This is a genomic window from Rugamonas fusca (assembly GCF_014042365.1).
Taxonomy (GTDB): Bacteria; Pseudomonadota; Gammaproteobacteria; order Burkholderiales; family Burkholderiaceae_D; genus Rugamonas; species Rugamonas fusca.
On record NZ_JACEZS010000013.1, the window covers coordinates 49,418 to 68,867 of the forward strand.

A 19,450-nucleotide genomic window follows, 5' to 3' on the forward strand; every position below is an offset into this window, starting at 1 on the left:
CAAAATCCCCGCAGGCGCGCCCGGCGCTGTCGCCCGCGGATGCCTCATGCTGTCGCATCGGACGGCGCAGCCAGCCACCGCGCCACAGCCTGCGCCACCCATGGGCCGTCGTCGAGCGGCAGGTCGTGGCCGGCGTCGGGATGGATGCGGTGTGGAACCGACCATGCGTGCGCCAGCCGCTGCGAGCACGAGGGCGATACCAGCCGGTCGCCCGCGCTCGACAGGATCAGCATCGGCACGCTTGGGCGCCGGACCGGCGCCCGGTAGCGTGCCGCCGCCCACAGCTGGCGCAGCGCGTTGGCGCGGCTGACGGGACGGTCGTGCTGGAAGGCCAGCCAGCGCGCCAGCAAGCCATTGTCGTTGGCGTGGGCGTGGGCGTTGCGGCTGGTCAGGCGCAGGATCAGGCTTTCCTGGCGCGCCATGCCACCGCGCAGCAGCAGACCGGCGATGGCCGGGTAGTTGCGCCAGCGCAGGCGCTGGTAAAAACGGCTGTAGGGCCGCATGCTGGTGTTGATCAGCACACACGCCTGGACTTCATCGGGATAGCGGCTGGCCCATTCCACGGCGGCCATGCCACCGAGCGACAGGGCCAGCAGGCGGTAGGGCGGCGGCAGGCCGTCCGCGCGCAGGCGGGCGCGGCAAGCGTCCACCATCGCCGCCACGGACGTGGGGCTGGGGTCGGCGTGGCGCTGGCCGTTGCCGGGCAGGTCGGGCGTGATGATGGCCGCGTCCGGCAGCGCCTGCGCCAGCTGGGCGGGAAAGTCGCCCCAGTGGCGCTGTTCGCGCATCAGGCCGCGCAGCAATATCCAGCTGGCCATCAGTCGTACCAGCGCGCCAGCGCGCGCCGCTGCTGGGCCTTGCGGGCCAGTCCCTGCGGCTGCCATTGGCCGTGGCTGGCGGCGGCCCGCATCAGGAAATCGAACCACACGAGGTGGCGCCGCAACACCCGCTGCAGCCGGTGGGTGGCCGTGGGGTTGAAGATGCCGAGCCGGTTGAACAGCTGGCGCGGGTTCTTCTTGACCCAGGCCCAGGAGCCCATCTCCAGCGTCAGCGGCAGGAAGGTGCGTTCGGCCGCGCCTTCCACGTTCAGGTACAGGTAGTCCCACAGGTCGCCATGGGTCAGGTATTGGCGGCTTTGCGGTTCGAACACGTAGGTGTGGTTGGGATAGCTCTGGCTGAACAGTTCTTCCAGCGCGCCGATCTCGGCCAAGTGGGGAATCGGCGTGGCCGTGTGCGCGTGCGGGAACCAGATGCGGTCGCGCAGGCCGAAGCCCGAGTGGCAGTCGAGCGCCATGCTGAACGGACGCGACAGCAGTTCGCGCTCCACCAGTGCGCACACGGCGCTGCTTTCCGGCTCCATGGGCGCATCCGGCGCGCCGCGATACCACGGCAGGCGCGCGCTGTAGCGCTGGCCGCCCAGCAGGAAGGGCACTTTCTCCAGCGCGTTCACGGGCGCGTTGCGCATCAGGTCCACGCCCTGCGGATTGCAGCGGGTGGCGCGCCACATGCCGCCCGGATTGACGAGGGGCATGAAAACGAGGCGCATGTGCTCGAGCTGGTGGTGCAGCGTGCGGTCCCAGCGCAGGCGGGTCAGCAGGCTTTCCAGGAACGACAGCACGACCTGGGTGCCGATGCGTTCGAGACCGTGGATGCCGCCGAAAAAGCCCAGCGCCGGCACATCCGGCGCGGGATTGCCGATGGCCAGCGCGTACACGGGGAACTGGCGGCCGTCGATGTCCACCGCGCATGGCGTGGAGACCTCGAAATGCGTCCCGCCTTCATCGATCAGGCGCTTGAGGGCGATCAGTTCTGGCAGGTTCTTCGCGATCATCGGCGTCGGCATCACGGGGTGGTCAGACAGTGTAGCGCAGCCGCGCGCAGGGCGGCGCAACGGCCGGGAAAAATAGGCGCCAGGCGCTGTGCACTGTCAGATGGCGGTGACGGTGGCGCGGCCGAGCCGGCTTTGCTGGCGCCGGGCGCCGGGCGTCGGCGCGGGCGGGGTGTGCCCAGTGTCGCCCAGTGAGGCCCGGTGAAGCCCGGTGAAGCCCGGTGAAGCCAGGTGAAGCCAGGTGAGACCTAGTGAGGCGGTCAGGCGATCGCGTAGGCCGCGTTGGTGGCGTTCTTGGCCTGCTCGAACAGTTGCGGCGCCGTGTCCCGCACGGTCGATGGCGGCTTGCTCACGGCGTCCAGCTTGGCCGTGACGGCCGTGGCGTCCGCGTGGCATTGTTCCAGCGCGCGGGCGGTGGACGTTTTCACGCCGCCACTGGCGCCCACGATGGCCAGGTGGGTGGTCGCTTGCACGGCCGAGCCCGCGCAACTGGCCAGGTGGGCCTGGTCGGCGCTGGTGAACGGGGGCTGGGGCGCGGCGGCCAGGGCGCCAAAGGCGGCCGCCAGGTTGGCCATGTCCTTGCTGATGTCAGAAATCGTGATGGGCATGATGCTTCCTTGCTTACTTGAACGCCGATACCGTGGCCGCCAGCGCCTGCACCACCGTCTTCAGGTTTTGCACGCCGCTGATGAAGGCGCGCTTGCGGTCGTCGGACGAGGGATCGGCGATTATCTCGACCAGCCGGTCGTGCGACTGGACCAGCGCCGCGATGGTGGCCGGCAATTGTCTGCCCACGTTTTCCTGTTCGGCCTTGTAGTCGGCGATGCTCACCAGCGGGAAGGCGTCGAGCGCCTTGAGCGTTTCCAGCCGGGTCGCCATCGAGTGGGACTGGGCGTAGCGGGCGCCGTAGATGTCGCGGATGGTCAGGGCGGTGATGGTCTGGATGGCCAGCGTGTTGTTCAGCTGCACGGCCAGCGCCGTGCCGATTGCCGTGATGGCCTGGTCGATGTACTGGTAGCGGGGCAGCGTGCCGTCGCCGCTGGCGCGCTCGCCCTGGGCGTTCACGGGTTCCAGCAGGATGTCCTTGATGTGGCGGGCCGATGTCTCGGTCTTGCTGATCTGGTCGAGCACCGACAGCAGTTGCCCGAGCGCGCCCAGTTGCGTGGTCAGCCTGGTGTCGGACACGCCGCCTATCGTGGGCAGGAAAGGCGCCTTTTGCTGCGCGTTGTTGTAGCGCGTGCGCAGCGAGGCCACGTGCTGCGCCAGGGTGCTGGCGTTGTCGGCCACGGACCTGGTCGGGTCACCGCCCAGCCTGCCCATGGCCTGGTCCAGCCGGCCCGGTTGCGGCACGGCCGCCGCCTGCAGCAGGTGCAGGTAGCCGGTGAACGCCACCAGCGCGTCGAGGCTGGCGCGCGCCTCGATCGGCACCTGCAGCGGATAGGCGTGCACCCCCACCGTCATGGCGAGGCCCTGCATGGCGGCCCGTTTCGCGTCATCCTTTTCCTTGGCCACCATGGTGCTGATGGCGTCGATGCAGGCGCGCTCGTCGGCGCTGTAGCAAGTCGTGTTGCAATGGGCCGACTGGGGCGCCTGTTCGCAGCGCAGCAGCGCGCCGCACTGGGCCGCCAGCCGGGGCGACCAGGCGCTGCTTTGTTTGAGCAGGTCCAGCGTCGGCTTACCCTGCAGGAAGGGTTCGGCCGGCCGTTCCGGCGTGTACACGTAGCGCAGGTAGATCCGGCCCTTGAGGTCGCACTGGCCATCGCCTTCGACAAAACCGGGGAAGGTCCCGTCGCCGGGCCGCTCCGGGTTGCCAACTGGCTTGACGACGTAGTTGGCCGCGAGCATGGAGGCGCGTTGGCCGTTCTCCTGGTCCAGGTTGTTTTGCTGCGCCGTCTCGACGGTGCGGGTGAGGGTGGTGCCGGCGTTCAGGAAGGCGTTGGTCTGGGTGATGATGGGCGTAGCGCAACCCGCCAGGCCGAGCGCCGCCGCGACGGCAGCCAGGACCGCGCGCGCTTTCATGGCCACGTCTCCCCCGTACCAGTGAGCAGGCTGGGCAAAAGAATGCATGAGTGTTGAGATGAATCAATACCAATATTGGATAGTTTGCTACGCGCGAGGGCGGGGAAATCTCCTCAATTGTCACGCCGTTGCGTTTTGGTCGCGCGCGGCCGGCCGATATGGTTGAGTAATCAAGTATCGCGTGGCGCTGGCCGCCGCTGCGGCTTGACGCTGGCGGCAGGCCCGTCTATATTAATGACTTGAAAGTAAGTTAAACTGGAACCCTATGCAAGTCCCACCCGAACCCAAGCCCCGCTGGGAGCGGCGCAAAGATGCGCGGCCGCAGGAATTGCTGGCCGCCGCGCTGGGCCAGTTCGTCGAACGCGGCTTCGCCGCCACCCGGCTGGAAGATGTGGCGCGCCGCGCCGGCGTGTCCAAGGGCACGCTGTACCTGTATTTCGAGAACAAGGAAGAATTGTTCAAGGCCGTCGTGCGCGAGCACATCGTCAACGCCATCGGCGCGGCCGAGCAGACCGTGGCCGAATTCGACGGCCACAGCGGCGAGCTGCTGCGCGCCATCCTGATGCGCTGGTGGGACCAGATCGGCGCCACCGAGCTGGCCGGCATCACCAAGCTGATGATGGCCGAAGCCAATAATTTCCCCGACCTGGCCCAGTTCTACAACGTGGAAGTGATCGAGCGCGGCAACCGTCTCATTTCCAGCGTGCTGGTGCGCGGCATCGCGCGCGCCGAGTTCCGCCCCCACGATACCGAGGTGATGACCGCCGTGCTGACGGCCCCGGTGCTGATGCTGATGATGTGGACCCACTCCTTCCTGCCCTGCGACATGTCGGCGCTGGACCCGCAGGCGTACATGGAAGCGTTCATCGGCATGGCCCTGAACGGCTTGCTGCCGCCGGGCGCCAACGTCGCCTGATGCCCGTGCGCACCACCGTGGCGGGCCGATTTGGCCACTTCAACCCCCTCAAACTGCAGACTGTCGCAATTTCCCGCGTCCCGTCAGGTTTCTCGTTAACATGTGCCTTCCTTGCCAGATCAACGATAAAATGACGGATTATTCTTTTTCCACCGAGTCATAAGATGAATATCGAACAAGCCCGCTTCAACATGATCGAACAGCAAATCCGTCCCTGGGATGTGCTGGACCAAGACGTCCTGGACCTGCTGGTGGTGGTCAAGCGCGAGAATTTCGTGCCGGCCGCCCACAAGAACCTGGCCTTCGTCGACACGGAAATCCCGCTGCCAGGCGGCCAGAACATGTTCAGCCCGAAGCTGGAAGCGCGCTTGTTGCAGGAAGTTAAACTGAAAAAGCATGAAAACGTGCTGGAAATCGGCAGCGGCAGCGGCTACATGGCCGCCCTGCTGGCGTACAAGGGCCGTCACGTGACGACCGTGGAAATCGATCCGGAACTGAAGGCACTGGCCGAGAAGAACCTGGCCGACAACGGCGTGACCAATGTGACGGTCGAGCTGGGCGACGGCGCCCACGGCTGGTCGCAGGGCGCTCCCTACGATGTGATCGTCATCTCGGGCGGCCTGCCCACCCTGCCTGAAGCGTTCCTGCAGCAGCTCAAGGTCGGCGGCCGCCTGGTGGCCATCATCGGTGAAGCGCCGCTGATGAAGGCGCAGCTGGTCACCCGCACGGGCGAGGCCGGCTACGACACCAGGACTTTGTTTGAAACCAATGTGAAGATGCTGAGCAAAGCCTCGGTACCGTCGCATTTCACGTTCTGAGCGGGGCGCCATGCAGCATCTGACCGCGCTGGAGCTGGCCGACTGGCTGGCCGACGAGGCCCGCCCCAGCCCCTTCCTGCTGGACGTGCGTGAACCATGGGAATTCGAGACGTGCCGCATCGCCGGTTCGACCCTGATCCCCATGCACACCATTCCGGCCCGCATCGACGACCTCGATGAGGATGCTGCCATCGTGTGCATCTGCCACCACGGCGCCCGCAGCCTGCAGGTGGCCGCCTTCCTGGAGCGTCACGGCTTCGGCAAGGTGAGCAACCTGACCGGCGGCGTGCACGCCTGGGCCGTGCAGGTCGACCACGCGATGCCCAAATATTAAGCGAGCGATACCGGGCCGCGGCGACGCGGCACTGGGTGCGGCGGCAATGGATGGTGTCTTTTTGATATGATTAACTTTTTTTGATGACTCCCACGGAGAACGCAATGCAGAGACCCCTTATCGCCGTGCTGATCGCCAGCGCTTTCATGACGTTCAACGCACAGGCGGCCGACCTGGTCCAGGTGTACCAGCAGGCGCTGGCCAACGACGCGACCTTCGCCGGCGCCCGCGCCAGCCTGACGGCGGGGGAGGAGCGCATTACCCAGGGCCGGGCCGGCCTGCTGCCATTTATCTCGGCCAGTGGTTCCAACAGCCGCAACACGGGCGACATCACGACCGCCAACAATTACCTGGGCCCCGGCATTCCGGGCAGCAAGCGTGACAATGACTATCACGCCAACAATTACCAGGTCACGCTGACCCAGCCGCTGTTCAACTGGGCCAGCTGGCAGCAGTACCAGCAAAGCAAGCTGGTGCAGGCGGCCGCCGAGGCCAGCTTCGCGCAAGCCCAGCAAGACCTGATCGTGCGCGTGGCGCAAGCGTATTTCGACGTGCTGACGGCGCAGGATTACCTGACGGCGACCCGGGCCCAGAAAGTGGCGACGACCGAGCAACTGGCCTCGGCCAAGCGCAACTTCGAAGTGGGGACGCAAACCATCACGGACACCCACGAAGCGCAGGCCGCCTATGACCTGGTGGTGGCGCAGGAGTTTGCCGCCATCAACGACCTGGACAACAAGCGCACGGCGCTGCAAGTGATCATCGGCCAGGCCCCCGCGGAACTGGCGCCGCTGCGTGCCGGCGTGACCCTGGCCGCGCCCCAGCCGGCGACGATGGACCCGTGGGTCAGCTCGGCCGAAGGCCAGAACTATGCGGTCGTCGGCGCCCAGTTGCAACTGGAGATCGCCAAGCGCGACATCGAGCGCAACCGCTCCGGCCACTATCCGACCGTCAACCTGGTGGCCAGCAACACGCACAGCAACCAGACGGCCAGCACCACGGCCAATGGCAACTCCATCGGCGTGCAATGGAACGTGCCCCTGTTCAGTGGCTTCGCCGTCACCAGCAAGGTGCGCGAATCGATCGCGCTGGAAGACAAGGCCCGCAATGACCTGGAAGCGACCCGCCGCGTGGCCGCGCAAGGTGCGCGTCAGGCGTTCCTGGGCGTGAACAGCGGTCTGGCCCAGGTCAAGGCGCTGGAGGCGGCCGAAGTGTCGAGCAAGTCCTCGCTCGATTCGAACAAGCTGGGCTACCAGGTGGGCGTGCGTATCAATATCGACGTGCTGAATGCACAGAAGCAGCTGTACGCAACCCAGCAGACCCTGTCCAAGGCCCGCTACGACACCATCATGGCCGGCCTGCGCCTGAAGGCGGCCGCCGGCTCGCTCAAGCCGGAAGACCTCGACACCATCAACGCCCTGCTGGCGCGCTAAGCGGCCATGTTCGCCAGCCAGGGCGGGCTGGCGCTGGCTTACAGGCCGGCGCCGGCGCCGTCGAACTGGCGTTCGATCAGTTCAATCTTGTAGCCGTCCGGGTCCGTCACGAAGGCGATCACGGTCGAGCCGCCTTTCACCGGGCCCGGCTCGCGCGTCACGTTGCCGCCGTTGGCCTTGACGGCCTCGCAGGCACGGACAATATCTTCGGCCGAAATGGCCAGGTGGCCGTAGGCCGTGCCCATCTCGTAGCTGCTCACGCCGTAGTTGTAGGTCAGTTCCAGTTCCGCGTGCTCGGGATTGGCGCCGTAGCCGAGGAAGGCCAGCGTGTACTTGTATTCCGGGTTGTCGCTGGTGCGCAGCAGCTTCATGCCCAGCACCTTGGTGTAAAAATCAATCGAACGTTGCAGGTCGCCTACCCGCAGCATGGTGTGCAAAATACGCATGGTGGTCTTTCTGATTGGTGGACAGTAAGGCGCATTCTATGCGTTTTGCCGCGACCATGCTGGCGGTGCTTTGCTCAATGGTCCAGCCGCACGTCCAGCGTGATGTGGGTGTTCAGCACGCGCGACAGCGGACATTCCAGCTTGGCCTTGAGCGCCGCCTGCTCGAACGCGGCCTGGCTGGCGCCGGGGATGAAGGCGATCAGGTTCAGGTGCACTGAACCGATCTGGAAATCATCGCCCACCTTGCCCAGCGAGACGGTGGCCGTCGTGATCAGGCTGCGCGGCTTCATGCCGGCGGCGGCCAGTTCTCCCGCCAGGGTCATCGTGAAGCAGGCTGCGTGGGCCGCGCCCAGCAGTTCTTCCGGGTTGCTGCCGGCGTCGTGCTCGAAGCGGCTGTGGTAGCAGTACGAGACGTTGTCGAGGATGCCGCTTTCGGTCGCGACCCTGCCGCTGCCGCCTTTCAGGTCACCGCTCCAGACGGCCGTTCCAGTGCGTTTCATGATGTGCTCCTGTTGTGCTTGCGATGGGCCATCATCGCCCCGCCTGATGTGCGGCTCCGTACGGAGACGCACATAAGCCCGGCAACATCGGCGTCAGCGCGCCTTGGGCGTGATGCGCCACACCGTGTTGCCCACGTCGTCGGCCACCAGCAGCGCGCCATCGCGCGCCACGGCTACGCCCACCGGGCGGCCATGGGCCGTGCCCTTGCGGTCCAGGAAGCCGATCAGAAAATCGCGCGGCGGGCCGGATGGTGCGCCGTTGGCGAACGGCACGAAGATCACCTTGTAGCCGCTGGGCGGGCGCCGGTTCCACGAGCCATGCTGGCCGACGAAAACGCCGTCGCGGTAACTGGGTGGGAACAGTTCGCCACGGTAGAAGGCCAGTCCCAGCGACGCCGTATGCGCGCCCAGCGCGTAGTCGGGTACGCTGGCGCGCGCCACCAGGTCGGGCCGCGCGGGCGTCACGCGCGGGTCCGCGTGGGCGCCGAAATAGCTGTAGGGCCAGCCGTAAAAGGCGCCGTCGTGCACGGCCGTCATGTAGTCCGGCACCAGCTCGTCGCCCAACTCGTCGCGCTCGTTGACGGTGGTCCACAACTGGCCGCTGTGCGGTTCCCAATCCATGCCGACCGGGTTGCGCAAGCCGGTCGCGTAGGGACGCGCCTTGCCGCTGGCCGTGTCGTATTGCCAGATGGCGGCGCGGCCCGTTTCCGCCTGCGGACCGTTCTCGCCCACGTTGCTGCTGGAACCGACGCCGATGTATAGCGTGCGGCCATCGGGTGCGGCCAGCAGGTTGCGGGCCCAGTGCTGGTTTTGCGGGCCGGCCGGCAGATCGAGTACATTGGCGCCGGGCGTGGCGATGCTGGTCTGGCCTTCCCTGTAATCGAAGCGCAGCACGGCATTGGTGTTGGCCACGTACAGTTTGTTCCCGGCCAGCGCCATGCCGAATGGCGACGCAAGCTGTTCGAGGAACACCGTGCGCTCGGCCGCCATGCCATCGGCGCCCACGCCGCGCAGCAAGGTGATGCGGTCGGCCGACACGACCCCGGCGCCCGCTTTCTTCATCAGGTGGCGGGTGATCATGCCGCGCACGCCGTGGCCGGCGTTGGCCTTCGCGGGGGCGTTGGTTTCTGCCACCAACACGTCGCCATTGGGCAGCACATACAGCCAGCGCGGATGGTCCAGGCCGCGTGCGTAGGCTTGCACCTGGAAGCCGGCGGCGGGCACGGGATGCTCGTCCCCCTGCCAGCGCGCCACCGGGGCGACGGCGACAGTGGGGATCAGGGCGCGGACCGGTTCGGGCAGGTCAGGGTGGGGGCCAAAGCCGGGCGGGTATTGCGCTTGTGCCAGCGCGGATACGCAGGCCAGCGCCCACAAAGCCGGCAGTGGAAACTGGCGCAGCCGCCACTGCGGCCAGTGCGCGCGCGCCGGCCGTGGCGACAACATGAGTGCGCGCCGCATGGCCGTCCGCCGTCAGTCGCGCCGCACGTCCGGCTTGGGCGCGGCGCCATCCGGATGGGGCGGGGCGGGTTTGACCTGCTCCACGCCACGTACGCCATGCAGGTCGGTATCGACCAGCCCATGTTCGAGGTCGCTGCTGGCCTGTTCGATGATGGTGCGCGGACGGCGTGACGGCTGTTCCGTCGTTTCGTCGCGCTCGTGCGGCAGATGGCCGCCGCCGGGGGCGGTGCCGGGCTTGCTGGTTGTCGCCATGATTGTGCCTTTCCAGTAAGGCTTGAAGTGTGCATCTTAGCGCGCCCCGCCCATGCCGGTCGCGCAATTGGCGCGGCCACGCGATCGTCTCTTGGGAGCAAAACTCGGTTACCATTTCGCCATCATTGAATTTGCGACCATGATGGTCCCGTTTGCGAAGGATGCGCCTTGACCCCTGAATTGCACGCCGCCCCGGCCCATGCCCATGCGGCGCCGCCCAATTGCGCCAACTGCCAGGCCACTGTCAGCGGCAATTACTGCCACCAGTGCGGACAGGAGACGGTGCTCCATCCGCCCAGCACGCGCGAATTCCTGCACGAGTTCATCGGCCATTACGTGGCGCTCGAAGGCAAGCTGTGGGGCACGCTGGGACGGCTGCTGTTCCGGCCCGGCGCGCTCACCAACGAATATGTGCGGGGCCGGCGCGTGCGCTTTGTCCAGCCGCTGCGCCTGTACCTGACCTTGAGCGTGCTGTTCTTCGCGCTGATCAAGCTGGCCAATCCCATCAACCTGGCCAGTTCGGAGACGGCGGCAGGTCCGGCCGCAAAGCCGGCCGCGGTCCACGCTGAGCAAGGCCAAGGCCAAGGCCAGGCCGCGCCCGCCAGGGCGCAGCGGGGCGAGGTGGTGTTCTTCGACGACGATGGTGGCGACGGCGACCTGCTGGTCACGGGGCTCAAGGATTTCTGGCCAGCCGGCGCGGCCAAGCTCAAGCACCAGGAACAATACCTGTCCAGCCTGACGGATGCCCAGCGCGTAGAGGTGTTCACGGAAGGCTTCTACCACTTCGCGCCGTACGCCATGTTCCTGCTACTGCCATTGTTCGCGCTGTACCTGAAGCTGCTGTACCTGGGCTCGGGCCGGCGCTACGGCGAGCATTTGCTGTTCGCGCTGCATGTGAACGCCTTCGCTTTCTTCCTGTTCATGTGCCTGATGCTGCCCATGCCCGGCGTCGCCAAATTCGCCGCGTGGATATGGCTGCTGGCCTACCTGCCGTGGGCCATGCGCCGCGTCTACCGGGGCGGCAAGTTCGCCACGGCCTGGCGCTGGCTGGCCCTGATGGCGGCCTATTCGGTGACCATGGCCATCGCCTTCATGTTTACCGTCGGTGCCGGTGTGCTGACGGCCGGCCATTGAGCCCGGCGCCGGCGCTTGCCAGCGCCCGGCCGTCGCACTATACTGTTCGCATATACAGTATTTGATGGTGGAGTCGTGCGGGCGTGCGGTCGGGCATCCGGTCAGCGCGTAGCGGCCGCGCCGTTTATGGCAGAAGCTGGCGTTATCGGTTACCCTGCTGCGTGTCGCTCATCATCACCTCGCCGAGATCCTTATGCCTGACTTGCATGTCCCGTTCCATACCATCGCGCTCGTCGTTCGCCACAACACGGATGGCATCGAGGAATCCGTGGGCCACATCGTCGCGTTCCTGGAGCGGCGCGGCCACGCGGTCGTGTTCGAGGAGGAGACGGCCGCCCACCTTGGGTTGAAGGGCGCGCGGGCCATGAGTCCGGTCGACATCGGCGCCCACGCCGACCTGGCCATCGTGATGGGCGGCGACGGCACCATGCTGGGCATCGCGCGCCAGCTGGCGCCATATGACGTGCCGTTGATCGGCATCAACCAGGGCCGGCTCGGTTTCATGACCGACATCCCGCTCGACGGCATGCTCGGCGTGCTGGCCAAGATGCTGACCGGCAGCTTCCAGGCCGAGCGCCGCACGCTGCTCGAGGGCCAGGTGCTGCGCGACAGCGACGTGATCCACGTTGGCATGGCCGTCAACGACGTGGTCGTGTCTCGCGGCGCCGGCGCCGGCATGGCCGAGCTGCGCGTCGATGTGGATGGCCACTTCATGTACAACCAGCGTTCCGATGGCCTGATCATCGCCACCCCCACGGGCTCGACGGCTTACGCGCTGTCGGCTGGCGGGCCGCTGCTGCACCCCAGCCTGGGTGGCATCGGCCTGGTGCCGATCGCGCCGCACGCGCTGTCGAACCGGCCCATCGTGCTGCCCGATTCCAGCCTGATCGAGATCGAGATCATGCGCGGGCGCGACATCAGCGTCAATTTCGACATGCAGACCTTCGCCAGCCTGATGGCGCACGACCGCATCCTGATCAAGCGTTCGCCCCACACCATCACCTTCCTGCACCCGGAAGGCTGGAGCTACTACCACACCCTGCGCGAAAAGCTGCACTGGAACGAATACCCGTCCGGCGAAGGCAAACTCAGCTGACCCGGCCCACCGACCCACTATCCAGCGACCCACCCCCTAGTCCACCATGCTGCGTACCCTGACCATTCGCGACTTCGTCATCGTCGACACGATAGAACTGGAATTTTCCGCCGGCTTTTCCGTCTTCACGGGCGAGACCGGCGCCGGCAAGTCCATCCTGATCGACGCGCTGACGCTGGCGCTGGGCGGCCGTGGCGATGCCAGCGTGGTGCGCGAGGGCGCGGCCAAGGCCGACATCACGGCCGACTTCGCCGTCACGCCGCAGGCCACCGCCTGGCTGCAGGCCAACGAATACGCGGCCGACGAGGGCGGCGCGCTGCTGCGCCGGGTGATCGACAACGCGGGCCGCTCCAAGGCCTACATCAACGGCATCGCCGCCACGGCGGCCCAGTTGCGCGAGCTGGGCGACTTGCTGGTGGACATACACGGCCAGCACGCGCACCAGTCGCTGCTCAAGGCCGACGCCCAGCGTGTGCTGCTGGACCACCAGGCCTTGTCACCATCGGCCGATGGCGGCGCGCGCGCCACGGCGGCCGACGATGGCAAGGCCGTGGCCGCCGCCTACAAGGCCTGGCGCGCGCTGGCCCGTCAGCGCGAGGAATACGAAACCAACGCCGCCAACGTGCTGTACGAGCGCGAGCGGCTGGAATGGCAGGTGGGCGAGCTGGACAAGCTGGCCGTGCGGCCCGGCGAATGGACCGAGATCAGCAATGAGCACAGCCGCCTGTCGCACGCGGCCAGCCTGCTGGAAGGGGTGCAGGAAGCGCTGGCCGTCATTTCCGAGGCGGACGACCATCCCGTGCTGTCGCAGCTGTCGGCCCTGAACCAGAAGCTGGGCAAGCTGGCCGGCATCGACACGGCGTTGCAAGCGATCGTCGATCTGATCGAGCCGGCCCGCATCCAGTTGCAGGAAGCGGCCTATGCGCTCAACAGCTACCTGGACCGGGTCGAGCTGGACCCGGAGCGCTTGCGCCAGGTCGACGCGCGGCTCGAAGCGATCCACTCCACGGCCCGCAAGTTCCGCGTGACCGAGGAGCAGCTGCCGGAGGAACACGCGGCGCTGGCGGCCAAGCTGCGCCAGCTGGCCGACGCTACCGACCTGGACGGCTTGCGCCAGCAGGAGGAAAAACTCAAGGCCGCCTACCTGGCCGTCGCGCAGCGGCTGTCGGCCACGCGCGCGCAGGCGGCGCGCCAGCTGGGCGAAGCCGTCACCCGCGCGATGCAGGACTTGAACATGACGGGCGGGCGCTTCGAGGTGGCGCTCCATCCCTGCGAGCCGGCCAGTCATGGCCTGGAGCAGGTGGAATTCCTGGTGGCTGGCCACGCCGGCGTGGCGCCGCGGCCGCTGGCCAAGGTGGCGTCCGGTGGTGAACTGGCCCGGATCGCGCTGGCCATTTCCGTCATCACGTCCAACGCCACCACCACGCCCACGCTGATCTTCGACGAAGTCGACAGCGGCATCGGCGGCGGCGTGGCTGAAGTGGTGGGGCGCTTGCTGCGCCGTCTGGGACAGGAACGGCAAGTGCTGTGCGTGACCCACTTGCCGCAGGTGGCCAGCCAGGCCGGCCAGCACTTCCAGGTGGCCAAGAGCACGCTGGACAACGGCAAGACGGCCTCGCGCATCGACGTGCTCGACGCCAAGGCGCGCGTGGAGGAAGTGGCGCGCATGCTGGGCGGGCTGGAAATCACGGCCACCACGCGCAAGCACGCGCGCGAGCTGCTGGCGTCGTGACAACGGGCGGGGACAGGCATCCCCCCGCGCCCGCCAACTTAACTATAATGGCAAGCTCCGTCCATCACCGCGCTCGCCATGACCTTTCTTCCAGAACCTCCCCACACGCATGGCAAGGTGCCACGCAGCGCCGTCGTCCTGGTCAACCTGGGCACGCCCGATGCGGCGACCCGGCCCGCCGTGCGGCGCTACCTGAAGCAATTCCTGTCCGACCCGCGCGTGGTGGAAATTCCGCGCGCCGTCTGGTGGTTCATCCTGAACCTGATCATCCTGCCTTTCCGTTCCGGCAAATCGGCGGCCAAGTATGCGTCGATCTGGACCCGGGAAGGCTCGCCGCTGAAGGTGTACACCCAGCAGCAGGCCCAGTACCTGCAAGGTTTGCTGGGCGAGCGCGGCCATGACGTCAAGGTGGTGATGGCGATGCGCTATGGCAGCCCGTCGCTGCCCGAGGTGCTGGGCCAGCTGCAGGCCGACGGCTGCGAGCGCATCGCCGTGCTGCCGGCTTATCCGCAATATTCGGGCACCACCACCGGCTCCATCTACGACGCCGTGTTCGCCCATTACGCGCGCGTGCGCAACGTGCCAGAGTTGCGTTTCGTTAAGCATTACCACGACCACGAAGGCTATATCCACGCGCTGGAACAGTCGGTGCTGGCCCATTGGGACGCCAACGGCCGGCCCGACAAGCTGGTCATCAGCTTCCACGGCGTGCCCAAGCGCACCTTGCTGCTGGGCGACCCCTACCACTGCGAATGCCTGAAGACGGCCCGGCTGCTGGCGGCCCGCCTCAAGCTGACGCCCGAGCAATACGTGGTCACCTTCCAGTCCCGTTTCGGCAAGGCCGAATGGCTGCAGCCGTACACGGCCCCCACCGTCGCCCAACTGGCGCGCGACGGCGTGCGCCGCGTGGACGTGCTGTGCCCCGGCTTCACCAGCGATTGCCTGGAGACGCTGGAGGAAATCTCGATGGAAGTGCGGCACGACTTCGAGGCGGCCGGCGGCCGTGCCTTCCACTACATCCCCTGCCTGAACGCGGCCCCCGGCTGGATCGCGGCGCTGGCCGACATTGCCGAGCAGCATCTCGTGGGCTGGCCCACGCTGAGCACGCCATCGCAGCGTGCACTGCTGAAAAAAGAGGCGGAAGCTAGCCGCGAGGCGGCCCTCAAGCGCGGCGCCGCGGCATAAAAAAGCGACAACTTGTTGCGAGGGGTGGAACTCCGCGCGCCGGCGCGGCATAATCAGCACTTGGCAGTGACGAGTGCCAGCCTGTTAAAATAGCCGGCCCAGGGGATCGGCCGCATAGCACAGCCAGGCGGTGGCCAGGATGATGTAGGCGAGGATGGATGCTGCGATCAATGGCAACTTCATGATGAGGCACTCCCGGGGAAACGGCCTGCTGAGCGGCCTGCTGAGCCGTCTGTTTACATACTAGCCGGTTCTTAGCAAAAAGGAATCTGCGCGTATCGGAAGTTTTGTAACCGTTGTTACATGACACAGGCGGCGCCGGTCGGACGGTGGGGAAACCCCTTGAAACGACAGGGGGTAAGCCCCATCTGCCCGGACAGTGCAGTAGTAAATGCTTAGTCAAACAATATGAATGTAGGAGTCTTTTAGATGCAAGATCAGGAAAACCAAGCTGTACCTAATCCCGAGGCGGATCAGGCGTCGGCCCAAGCTTCGACTCCCGCTGAGCCCACTCTGGAAGAGCAACTGGCCGCTACCGAAGCGCGTCTGGCTGAGATGCACGACGCCTTCATGCGCGCCAAGGCCGAAGGCGAGAACATCCGCCGCCGCGCCCAGGAAGACGTCGCCAAGGCGCATAAATTCGCCGTGGAAAGCTTCGCCGAGGCCATGGTGCCCGTCAAGGACAGCCTGGAAATGGCCCTGAAGGTCGAGTCGCCTTCGCTCGAATCGCTGAAAGAGGGCGTCGAGATGACCCTGAAGCAACTCAATTCGGCGTTCGAGAAGAACCGCCTGCTGGAAATCATGCCGGCCCAGGGCGACAAGCTCGACCCGAACAAGCACCAGGCCGTGGCCGTGGTGCCGGCCGAGCAGGAAGCGAACACGGTCGTGTCCGTCCTGCAAAAAGGTTACATGATCGCCGACCGCCTGCTGCGCCCGGCCATCGTGACGGCGGCCCAGGCCAAATAAGCGGGGCCTGCGGCGAACGTTGGAAATTTTGCGATAAGCACTTGAAAACGTACCGCATTTCCACACATTAGTACCATCTGAACTTTAGCAAATAAGGAAAACAATCATGGGTAGAATTATCGGTATCGATCTGGGAACCACAAATTCCTGCGTTTCCATCATGGAAAACGGTCAGCCAAAGGTAATCGAAAACGCCGAAGGCGCGCGCACGACGCCATCGATCATTGCTTACCAGGAAGATGGTGAAATCCTCGTTGGCGCGCCGGCAAAACGCCAGGCCGTCACCAACCCCAAGAACACGCTGTTCGCCGTCAAGCGTCTGATCGGCCGCAAGTTCGAGGAAAAGGAAGTGCAGAAGGACATCGGCCTGATGCCTTACTCGATCATCAAGGCTGACAACGGCGACGCCTGGATCGGCGTGCGCGACAAGAAGCTGGCCCCGCCGCAGATCTCCGCCGAAGTGCTGCGCAAGATGAAGAAGACGGCCGAAGACTACCTCGGTGAAGAAGTCACCGAGGCCGTCATCACCGTGCCCGCTTACTTCAACGACTCGCAGCGCCAGGCCACCAAGGATGCCGGCCGTATCGCCGGCCTGGACGTCAAGCGCATCATCAACGAGCCGACCGCGGCTGCGCTGGCTTTCGGCCTGGACAAGACCGAAAAGGGCGACCGCAAGATCGCCGTGTATGACCTCGGCGGCGGCACGTTCGACGTGTCCATCATCGAGATCGCGGACGTGGATGGCGAGAAGCAGTTCGAAGTGCTGTCGACCAACGGCGACACCTTCCTGGGCGGCGAAGACTTCGACCAGCGCGTGATCGACTACATCATCGACGAATTCAAGAAGATCAATGGCCTGGACCTGAAGAAGGATCCGATCGCCCTGCAGCGTATCAAGGCTTCGGCCGAGCGCGCCAAGATCGAACTGTCGTCGTCGCAGCAGACCGAGATCAACGAGCCGTACATCGCCATGGCCAACGGCGCGCCGGTCCACCTGAACCTGAAGATGACCCGCGCCAAGCTGGAATCGCTGGTGGAAGAGCTGATCAACGCCACCATCGAGCCATGCCGCACCGCCATCAAGGATGCTGGCGTGAAAGTGTCGGACATCGATGACATCATCCTGGTCGGCGGTATGACCCGGATGCCCAAGGTGCAGGAAAAGGTCAAGGAATTCTTCGGCAAGGATCCACGCAAGGACGTGAACCCGGACGAAGCCGTGGCCGTCGGTGCTGCCATCCAGGGTTCCGTGCTGTCGGGCGACCGCAAGGACTTGCTGCTGCTGGACGTGACCCCGCTGTCGCTGGGTATCGAAACGCTGGGCGGCGTGATGACCAAGATGATCCACAAGAACACGACGATTCCGACCAAGTTCTCGCAAGTGTTCTCGACCGCTGACGACAACCAGCCCGCCGTGACCATCAAGGTCTACCAGGGCGAACGTGAAATCGCGGCCGGCAACAAGGGCCTGGGCGAATTCAACCTGGAAGGCATCCCGCCAGCAGCACGCGGCACGCCGCAGATTGAAGTGACCTTCGACATCGACGCCAACGGCATTCTGCACGTGGGCGCCAAGGACAAGGCCACCGGCAAGGAAAACAAGATCACCATCAAGGCCAACTCCGGCCTGACGGAAGCGGAAATCCAGAAGATGGTGAAGGACGCCGAAGTCAACGCGGAAGAGGACAAGAAGATCAAGGAACTGGCCGAATCGCGCAACCAGGCCGACGCCCTCGTGCACTCGACCCGCAAGTCGCTGACCGAATACGGCGACAAGCTGGAAGCGGGCGAGAAGGAAAAGATCGAAGCGGCCATCACCGAGCTGGAAGGTTCGATCAAGTCCGGCGACAAGGCCGAGATCGACGCCAAGGTGGCGGCACTGTCGACCGCGTCCCAGAAGCTGGGCGAGAAGATGTACGCTGACATGCAGGCCCAGCAGGCCGCGGCCGGCGGCGAAGGCGCCCAGCAGCACGCTGGCGCGCAAGAGCAAGCCAAGCCGCAGGACGACGTGGTCGATGCCGACTTCAAGGAAGTCAAGGACAGCAAGTAATCCAGGCATCCACGCAGCCGGGGGCATGCCCCCGGCCGCGCTTTCCTGCCGAGCCGGGCGAGCCTGATGGTGGTCGCTCGGCTTTTTCGCATAATCAGTACATCAGTAAATACAGCAAGGTGCCGACAACATGGCAAAGCGTGATTTCTACGAGACACTCGGTGTCGCAAAAAATGCCACGGAAGACGAGATCAAGAAGTCTTATCGCAAACTGGCGATGAAATACCATCCGGACCGCAATCCGGACAGCAAAGAGTCGGAAGAGAAGTTCAAGGAAGTCAAGGAAGCGTACGAGATGCTGACCAACCCGGAGAAGCGCGAAGCGTATGACCGCTATGGTCACGCCGGCGTCGATCCCAACATGGGTGGCGGTGGCGGTTTCGGCGGCGCGGGCGGCTTCGGCGATGCGTTTGGCGACATCTTCGGCGACATCTTCGGTGGCGGCGGCCGCGGCCGCAATGCCGGCCCGCAGGTGTACCGCGGCGCCGACTTGCGCTACAACCTCGAAATCACGCTGGAACAGGCCGCGCACGGCTTCGACACGACGATCCGCGTGCCGTCGTGGGACAAGTGCGACACTTGCCACGGTTCCGGCGCCAAGCCCGGCACGTCGCCCTCGACCTGCTCCACTTGCGGCGGCCACGGCCAGGTGCGCATGCAGCAGGGCTTCTTCAGCATCCAGCAGACCTGCCCCAAGTGCCACGGCACGGGCAAGATCATCACCGACCCTTGCTCGCCTTGCGGCGGCGCGGGCCGCATCAAGCGCAACAAGACGCTGGAAGTGAAGATTCCGGTCGGTATCGACAACGGCATGCGCATCCGCTCGTCCGGCAACGGCGAGCCGGGCACCAATGGCGGCCCGTCGGGCGACTTGTACGTGGAAATCCACATCAAGCCGCATCCGGTGTTCCAGCGCGAAGGCGACGACCTGCATTGCGAAATGCCGATCTCGTTCGCCAAGGCGGCTCTGGGTGGCGATATTGAAGTGCCTACGCTGTCGGGCAAGGTGTCGTTCACGATTCCTGAAGGCACCCAGTCGGGCAAGACCTTCCGTTTGAAAGGCAAGGGCATCAAGGGCGTGCGCTCCGGTTACGCGGGTGATCTGTTCTGCCACGTGGCCGTGGAAACCCCGGTCAAGTTGACGGAAAAGCAAAAAGAAATGTTGCGCGACTTCGAGAAGCTCACCACCGAAGGCGGTGCCAAGCACAGCCCGCAGAGCAAAACCTGGAAAGACAAGGTCAAAGACTTCTTTGAGTAATTTCAGGTAGAATTCGCTCCACACA

The 19,450-nt window shown here is 65.5% G+C and carries 19 protein-coding genes; 11 read left to right on the top strand and 8 right to left on the bottom strand.

The window, feature by feature from the left end:
- Window positions 1–44: 44 nt before the first annotated feature.
- The 4 genes from H3H36_RS15790 to H3H36_RS15805 form a co-directional block, all read right to left on the bottom strand.
- Window positions 45–818: an alpha/beta fold hydrolase gene (locus tag H3H36_RS15790; protein WP_182219054.1), complete on the bottom strand. Its 774-nt coding sequence runs from the start codon at window positions 816–818 to the stop codon at window positions 45–47.
- Window positions 818–1,831, bottom strand: a complete 1,014-nt coding sequence (locus tag H3H36_RS15795) for a M14 family zinc carboxypeptidase (RefSeq protein WP_182219055.1) — start codon at window positions 1,829–1,831, stop codon at window positions 818–820. Before H3H36_RS15795 ends, H3H36_RS15790 begins: the two co-directional genes overlap by 1 nt.
- A 257-nt stretch (window positions 1,832–2,088) precedes the next feature.
- Entirely contained in the window at window positions 2,089–2,436 is a 348-nt protein-coding gene (locus tag H3H36_RS15800; RefSeq protein ID WP_182219056.1) for a hypothetical protein, read from the bottom strand.
- A gap of 13 nt (window positions 2,437–2,449) precedes the next feature.
- Window positions 2,450–3,847 carry a hypothetical protein gene (locus H3H36_RS15805; RefSeq protein ID WP_182219057.1) on the bottom strand — a complete coding sequence of 466 codons (1,398 nt, stop codon included), beginning with the start codon at window positions 3,845–3,847 and terminating at the stop codon, window positions 2,450–2,452.
- Window positions 3,848–4,112: 265 nt separating this feature from the next.
- Between H3H36_RS15805 and H3H36_RS15810 the strand changes: the two genes are divergently transcribed.
- The 4 genes from H3H36_RS15810 (at window position 4,113) to H3H36_RS15825 (ending at window position 7,348) form a co-directional block, all read left to right on the top strand.
- Window positions 4,113–4,763: a TetR/AcrR family transcriptional regulator gene (locus H3H36_RS15810; protein WP_182219058.1), complete on the top strand. Its 651-nt coding sequence runs from the start codon at window positions 4,113–4,115 to the stop codon at window positions 4,761–4,763.
- Between the two features lie 164 nt (window positions 4,764–4,927).
- The gene (locus H3H36_RS15815) at window positions 4,928–5,581 is read left to right on the top strand and encodes a protein-L-isoaspartate O-methyltransferase family protein (protein WP_182219059.1); all 654 of its coding nucleotides are present in this window, start codon (window positions 4,928–4,930) and stop codon (window positions 5,579–5,581) included.
- 10 nt (window positions 5,582–5,591) lie between these two features.
- The gene (locus H3H36_RS15820; RefSeq protein ID WP_182219060.1) at window positions 5,592–5,915 is read left to right on the top strand and encodes a rhodanese-like domain-containing protein; all 324 of its coding nucleotides are present in this window, start codon (window positions 5,592–5,594) and stop codon (window positions 5,913–5,915) included.
- 104 nt (window positions 5,916–6,019) lie between these two features.
- Window positions 6,020–7,348, top strand: coding sequence for a TolC family outer membrane protein (locus H3H36_RS15825; protein ID WP_182219061.1), 1,329 nt, complete (start codon window positions 6,020–6,022; stop codon window positions 7,346–7,348).
- Window positions 7,349–7,386: 38 nt separating this feature from the next.
- On the opposite strand, the gene gloA is transcribed toward H3H36_RS15825, so the two are convergent.
- From gloA to H3H36_RS15845, 4 genes are all read right to left on the bottom strand, one after another.
- Window positions 7,387–7,794 carry a lactoylglutathione lyase gene (gene gloA / locus H3H36_RS15830; protein WP_182219062.1) on the bottom strand — a complete coding sequence of 136 codons (408 nt, stop codon included), beginning with the start codon at window positions 7,792–7,794 and terminating at the stop codon, window positions 7,387–7,389.
- A gap of 74 nt (window positions 7,795–7,868) precedes the next feature.
- On the bottom strand, window positions 7,869–8,294 hold the full coding sequence (locus tag H3H36_RS15835) for an OsmC family peroxiredoxin (protein ID WP_182219063.1): 426 nt from the start codon (window positions 8,292–8,294) through the stop codon (window positions 7,869–7,871).
- 93 nt (window positions 8,295–8,387) lie between these two features.
- Window positions 8,388–9,737: a PQQ-dependent sugar dehydrogenase gene (locus H3H36_RS15840; protein WP_182219064.1), complete on the bottom strand. Its 1,350-nt coding sequence runs from the start codon at window positions 9,735–9,737 to the stop codon at window positions 8,388–8,390.
- 27 nt (window positions 9,738–9,764) lie between these two features.
- A complete protein-coding gene (locus H3H36_RS15845) occupies window positions 9,765–10,004 on the bottom strand; it encodes a hypothetical protein (protein WP_182219065.1) in 240 nt (79 codons plus the stop codon).
- Window positions 10,005–10,172: 168 nt separating this feature from the next.
- Between H3H36_RS15845 and H3H36_RS15850 the strand changes: the two genes are divergently transcribed.
- From H3H36_RS15850 to dnaJ, 7 genes are all read left to right on the top strand, one after another.
- Window positions 10,173–11,138 carry a DUF3667 domain-containing protein gene (locus H3H36_RS15850; RefSeq protein ID WP_229219936.1) on the top strand — a complete coding sequence of 322 codons (966 nt, stop codon included), beginning with the start codon at window positions 10,173–10,175 and terminating at the stop codon, window positions 11,136–11,138.
- A 193-nt stretch (window positions 11,139–11,331) separates the two neighbouring features.
- Window positions 11,332–12,234 carry an NAD kinase gene (locus H3H36_RS15855; protein WP_182219066.1) on the top strand — a complete coding sequence of 301 codons (903 nt, stop codon included), beginning with the start codon at window positions 11,332–11,334 and terminating at the stop codon, window positions 12,232–12,234.
- Between the two features lie 46 nt (window positions 12,235–12,280).
- Complete coding sequence (recN, locus tag H3H36_RS15860) at window positions 12,281–13,966, top strand: DNA repair protein RecN (RefSeq protein WP_182219067.1); 1,686 nt, start codon at window positions 12,281–12,283, stop codon at window positions 13,964–13,966.
- Window positions 13,967–14,044: 78 nt separating this feature from the next.
- A complete protein-coding gene (gene hemH, locus H3H36_RS15865; RefSeq protein WP_182219068.1) occupies window positions 14,045–15,151 on the top strand; it encodes a ferrochelatase in 1,107 nt (368 codons plus the stop codon).
- Between the two features lie 429 nt (window positions 15,152–15,580).
- Entirely contained in the window at window positions 15,581–16,117 is a 537-nt protein-coding gene (grpE, locus tag H3H36_RS15870; protein ID WP_182165362.1) for a nucleotide exchange factor GrpE, read from the top strand.
- A 106-nt stretch (window positions 16,118–16,223) separates the two neighbouring features.
- Window positions 16,224–18,167: a molecular chaperone DnaK gene (dnaK, locus tag H3H36_RS15875; protein ID WP_182165359.1), complete on the top strand. Its 1,944-nt coding sequence runs from the start codon at window positions 16,224–16,226 to the stop codon at window positions 18,165–18,167.
- Window positions 18,168–18,297: 130 nt separating this feature from the next.
- On the top strand, window positions 18,298–19,425 hold the full coding sequence (dnaJ, locus tag H3H36_RS15880; RefSeq protein ID WP_182219069.1) for a molecular chaperone DnaJ: 1,128 nt from the start codon (window positions 18,298–18,300) through the stop codon (window positions 19,423–19,425).
- Window positions 19,426–19,450 lie beyond the last annotated feature (25 nt).

Excerpts from the sequence above, each read along its gene's own strand:
- H3H36_RS15790 (WP_182219054.1), bottom strand. The coding sequence starts at position 818 with ATGGCCAGCTGGATATTGCTGCGCGGCCTGATGCGCGAACAGCGCCAC.
- H3H36_RS15795 (WP_182219055.1), bottom strand. The coding sequence starts at position 1,831 with ATGATCGCGAAGAACCTGCCAGAACTGATCGCCCTCAAGCGCCTGATC.
- H3H36_RS15800 (WP_182219056.1), bottom strand. The coding sequence starts at position 2,436 with ATGCCCATCACGATTTCTGACATCAGCAAGGACATGGCCAACCTGGCG.
- H3H36_RS15805 (WP_182219057.1), bottom strand. The coding sequence starts at position 3,847 with ATGAAAGCGCGCGCGGTCCTGGCTGCCGTCGCGGCGGCGCTCGGCCTG.
- H3H36_RS15810 (WP_182219058.1), top strand. The coding sequence starts at position 4,113 with ATGCAAGTCCCACCCGAACCCAAGCCCCGCTGGGAGCGGCGCAAAGAT.
- H3H36_RS15815 (WP_182219059.1), top strand. The coding sequence starts at position 4,928 with ATGAATATCGAACAAGCCCGCTTCAACATGATCGAACAGCAAATCCGT.
- H3H36_RS15820 (WP_182219060.1), top strand. The coding sequence starts at position 5,592 with ATGCAGCATCTGACCGCGCTGGAGCTGGCCGACTGGCTGGCCGACGAG.
- H3H36_RS15825 (WP_182219061.1), top strand. The coding sequence starts at position 6,020 with ATGCAGAGACCCCTTATCGCCGTGCTGATCGCCAGCGCTTTCATGACG.
- gloA (WP_182219062.1), bottom strand. The coding sequence starts at position 7,794 with ATGCGTATTTTGCACACCATGCTGCGGGTAGGCGACCTGCAACGTTCG.
- H3H36_RS15835 (WP_182219063.1), bottom strand. The coding sequence starts at position 8,294 with ATGAAACGCACTGGAACGGCCGTCTGGAGCGGTGACCTGAAAGGCGGC.
- H3H36_RS15840 (WP_182219064.1), bottom strand. The coding sequence starts at position 9,737 with ATGTTGTCGCCACGGCCGGCGCGCGCGCACTGGCCGCAGTGGCGGCTG.
- H3H36_RS15845 (WP_182219065.1), bottom strand. The coding sequence starts at position 10,004 with ATGGCGACAACCAGCAAGCCCGGCACCGCCCCCGGCGGCGGCCATCTG.
- H3H36_RS15855 (WP_182219066.1), top strand. The coding sequence starts at position 11,332 with ATGCCTGACTTGCATGTCCCGTTCCATACCATCGCGCTCGTCGTTCGC.
- recN (WP_182219067.1), top strand. The coding sequence starts at position 12,281 with ATGCTGCGTACCCTGACCATTCGCGACTTCGTCATCGTCGACACGATA.
- hemH (WP_182219068.1), top strand. The coding sequence starts at position 14,045 with ATGACCTTTCTTCCAGAACCTCCCCACACGCATGGCAAGGTGCCACGC.
- grpE (WP_182165362.1), top strand. The coding sequence starts at position 15,581 with ATGCAAGATCAGGAAAACCAAGCTGTACCTAATCCCGAGGCGGATCAG.
- dnaK (WP_182165359.1), top strand. The coding sequence starts at position 16,224 with ATGGGTAGAATTATCGGTATCGATCTGGGAACCACAAATTCCTGCGTT.
- dnaJ (WP_182219069.1), top strand. The coding sequence starts at position 18,298 with ATGGCAAAGCGTGATTTCTACGAGACACTCGGTGTCGCAAAAAATGCC.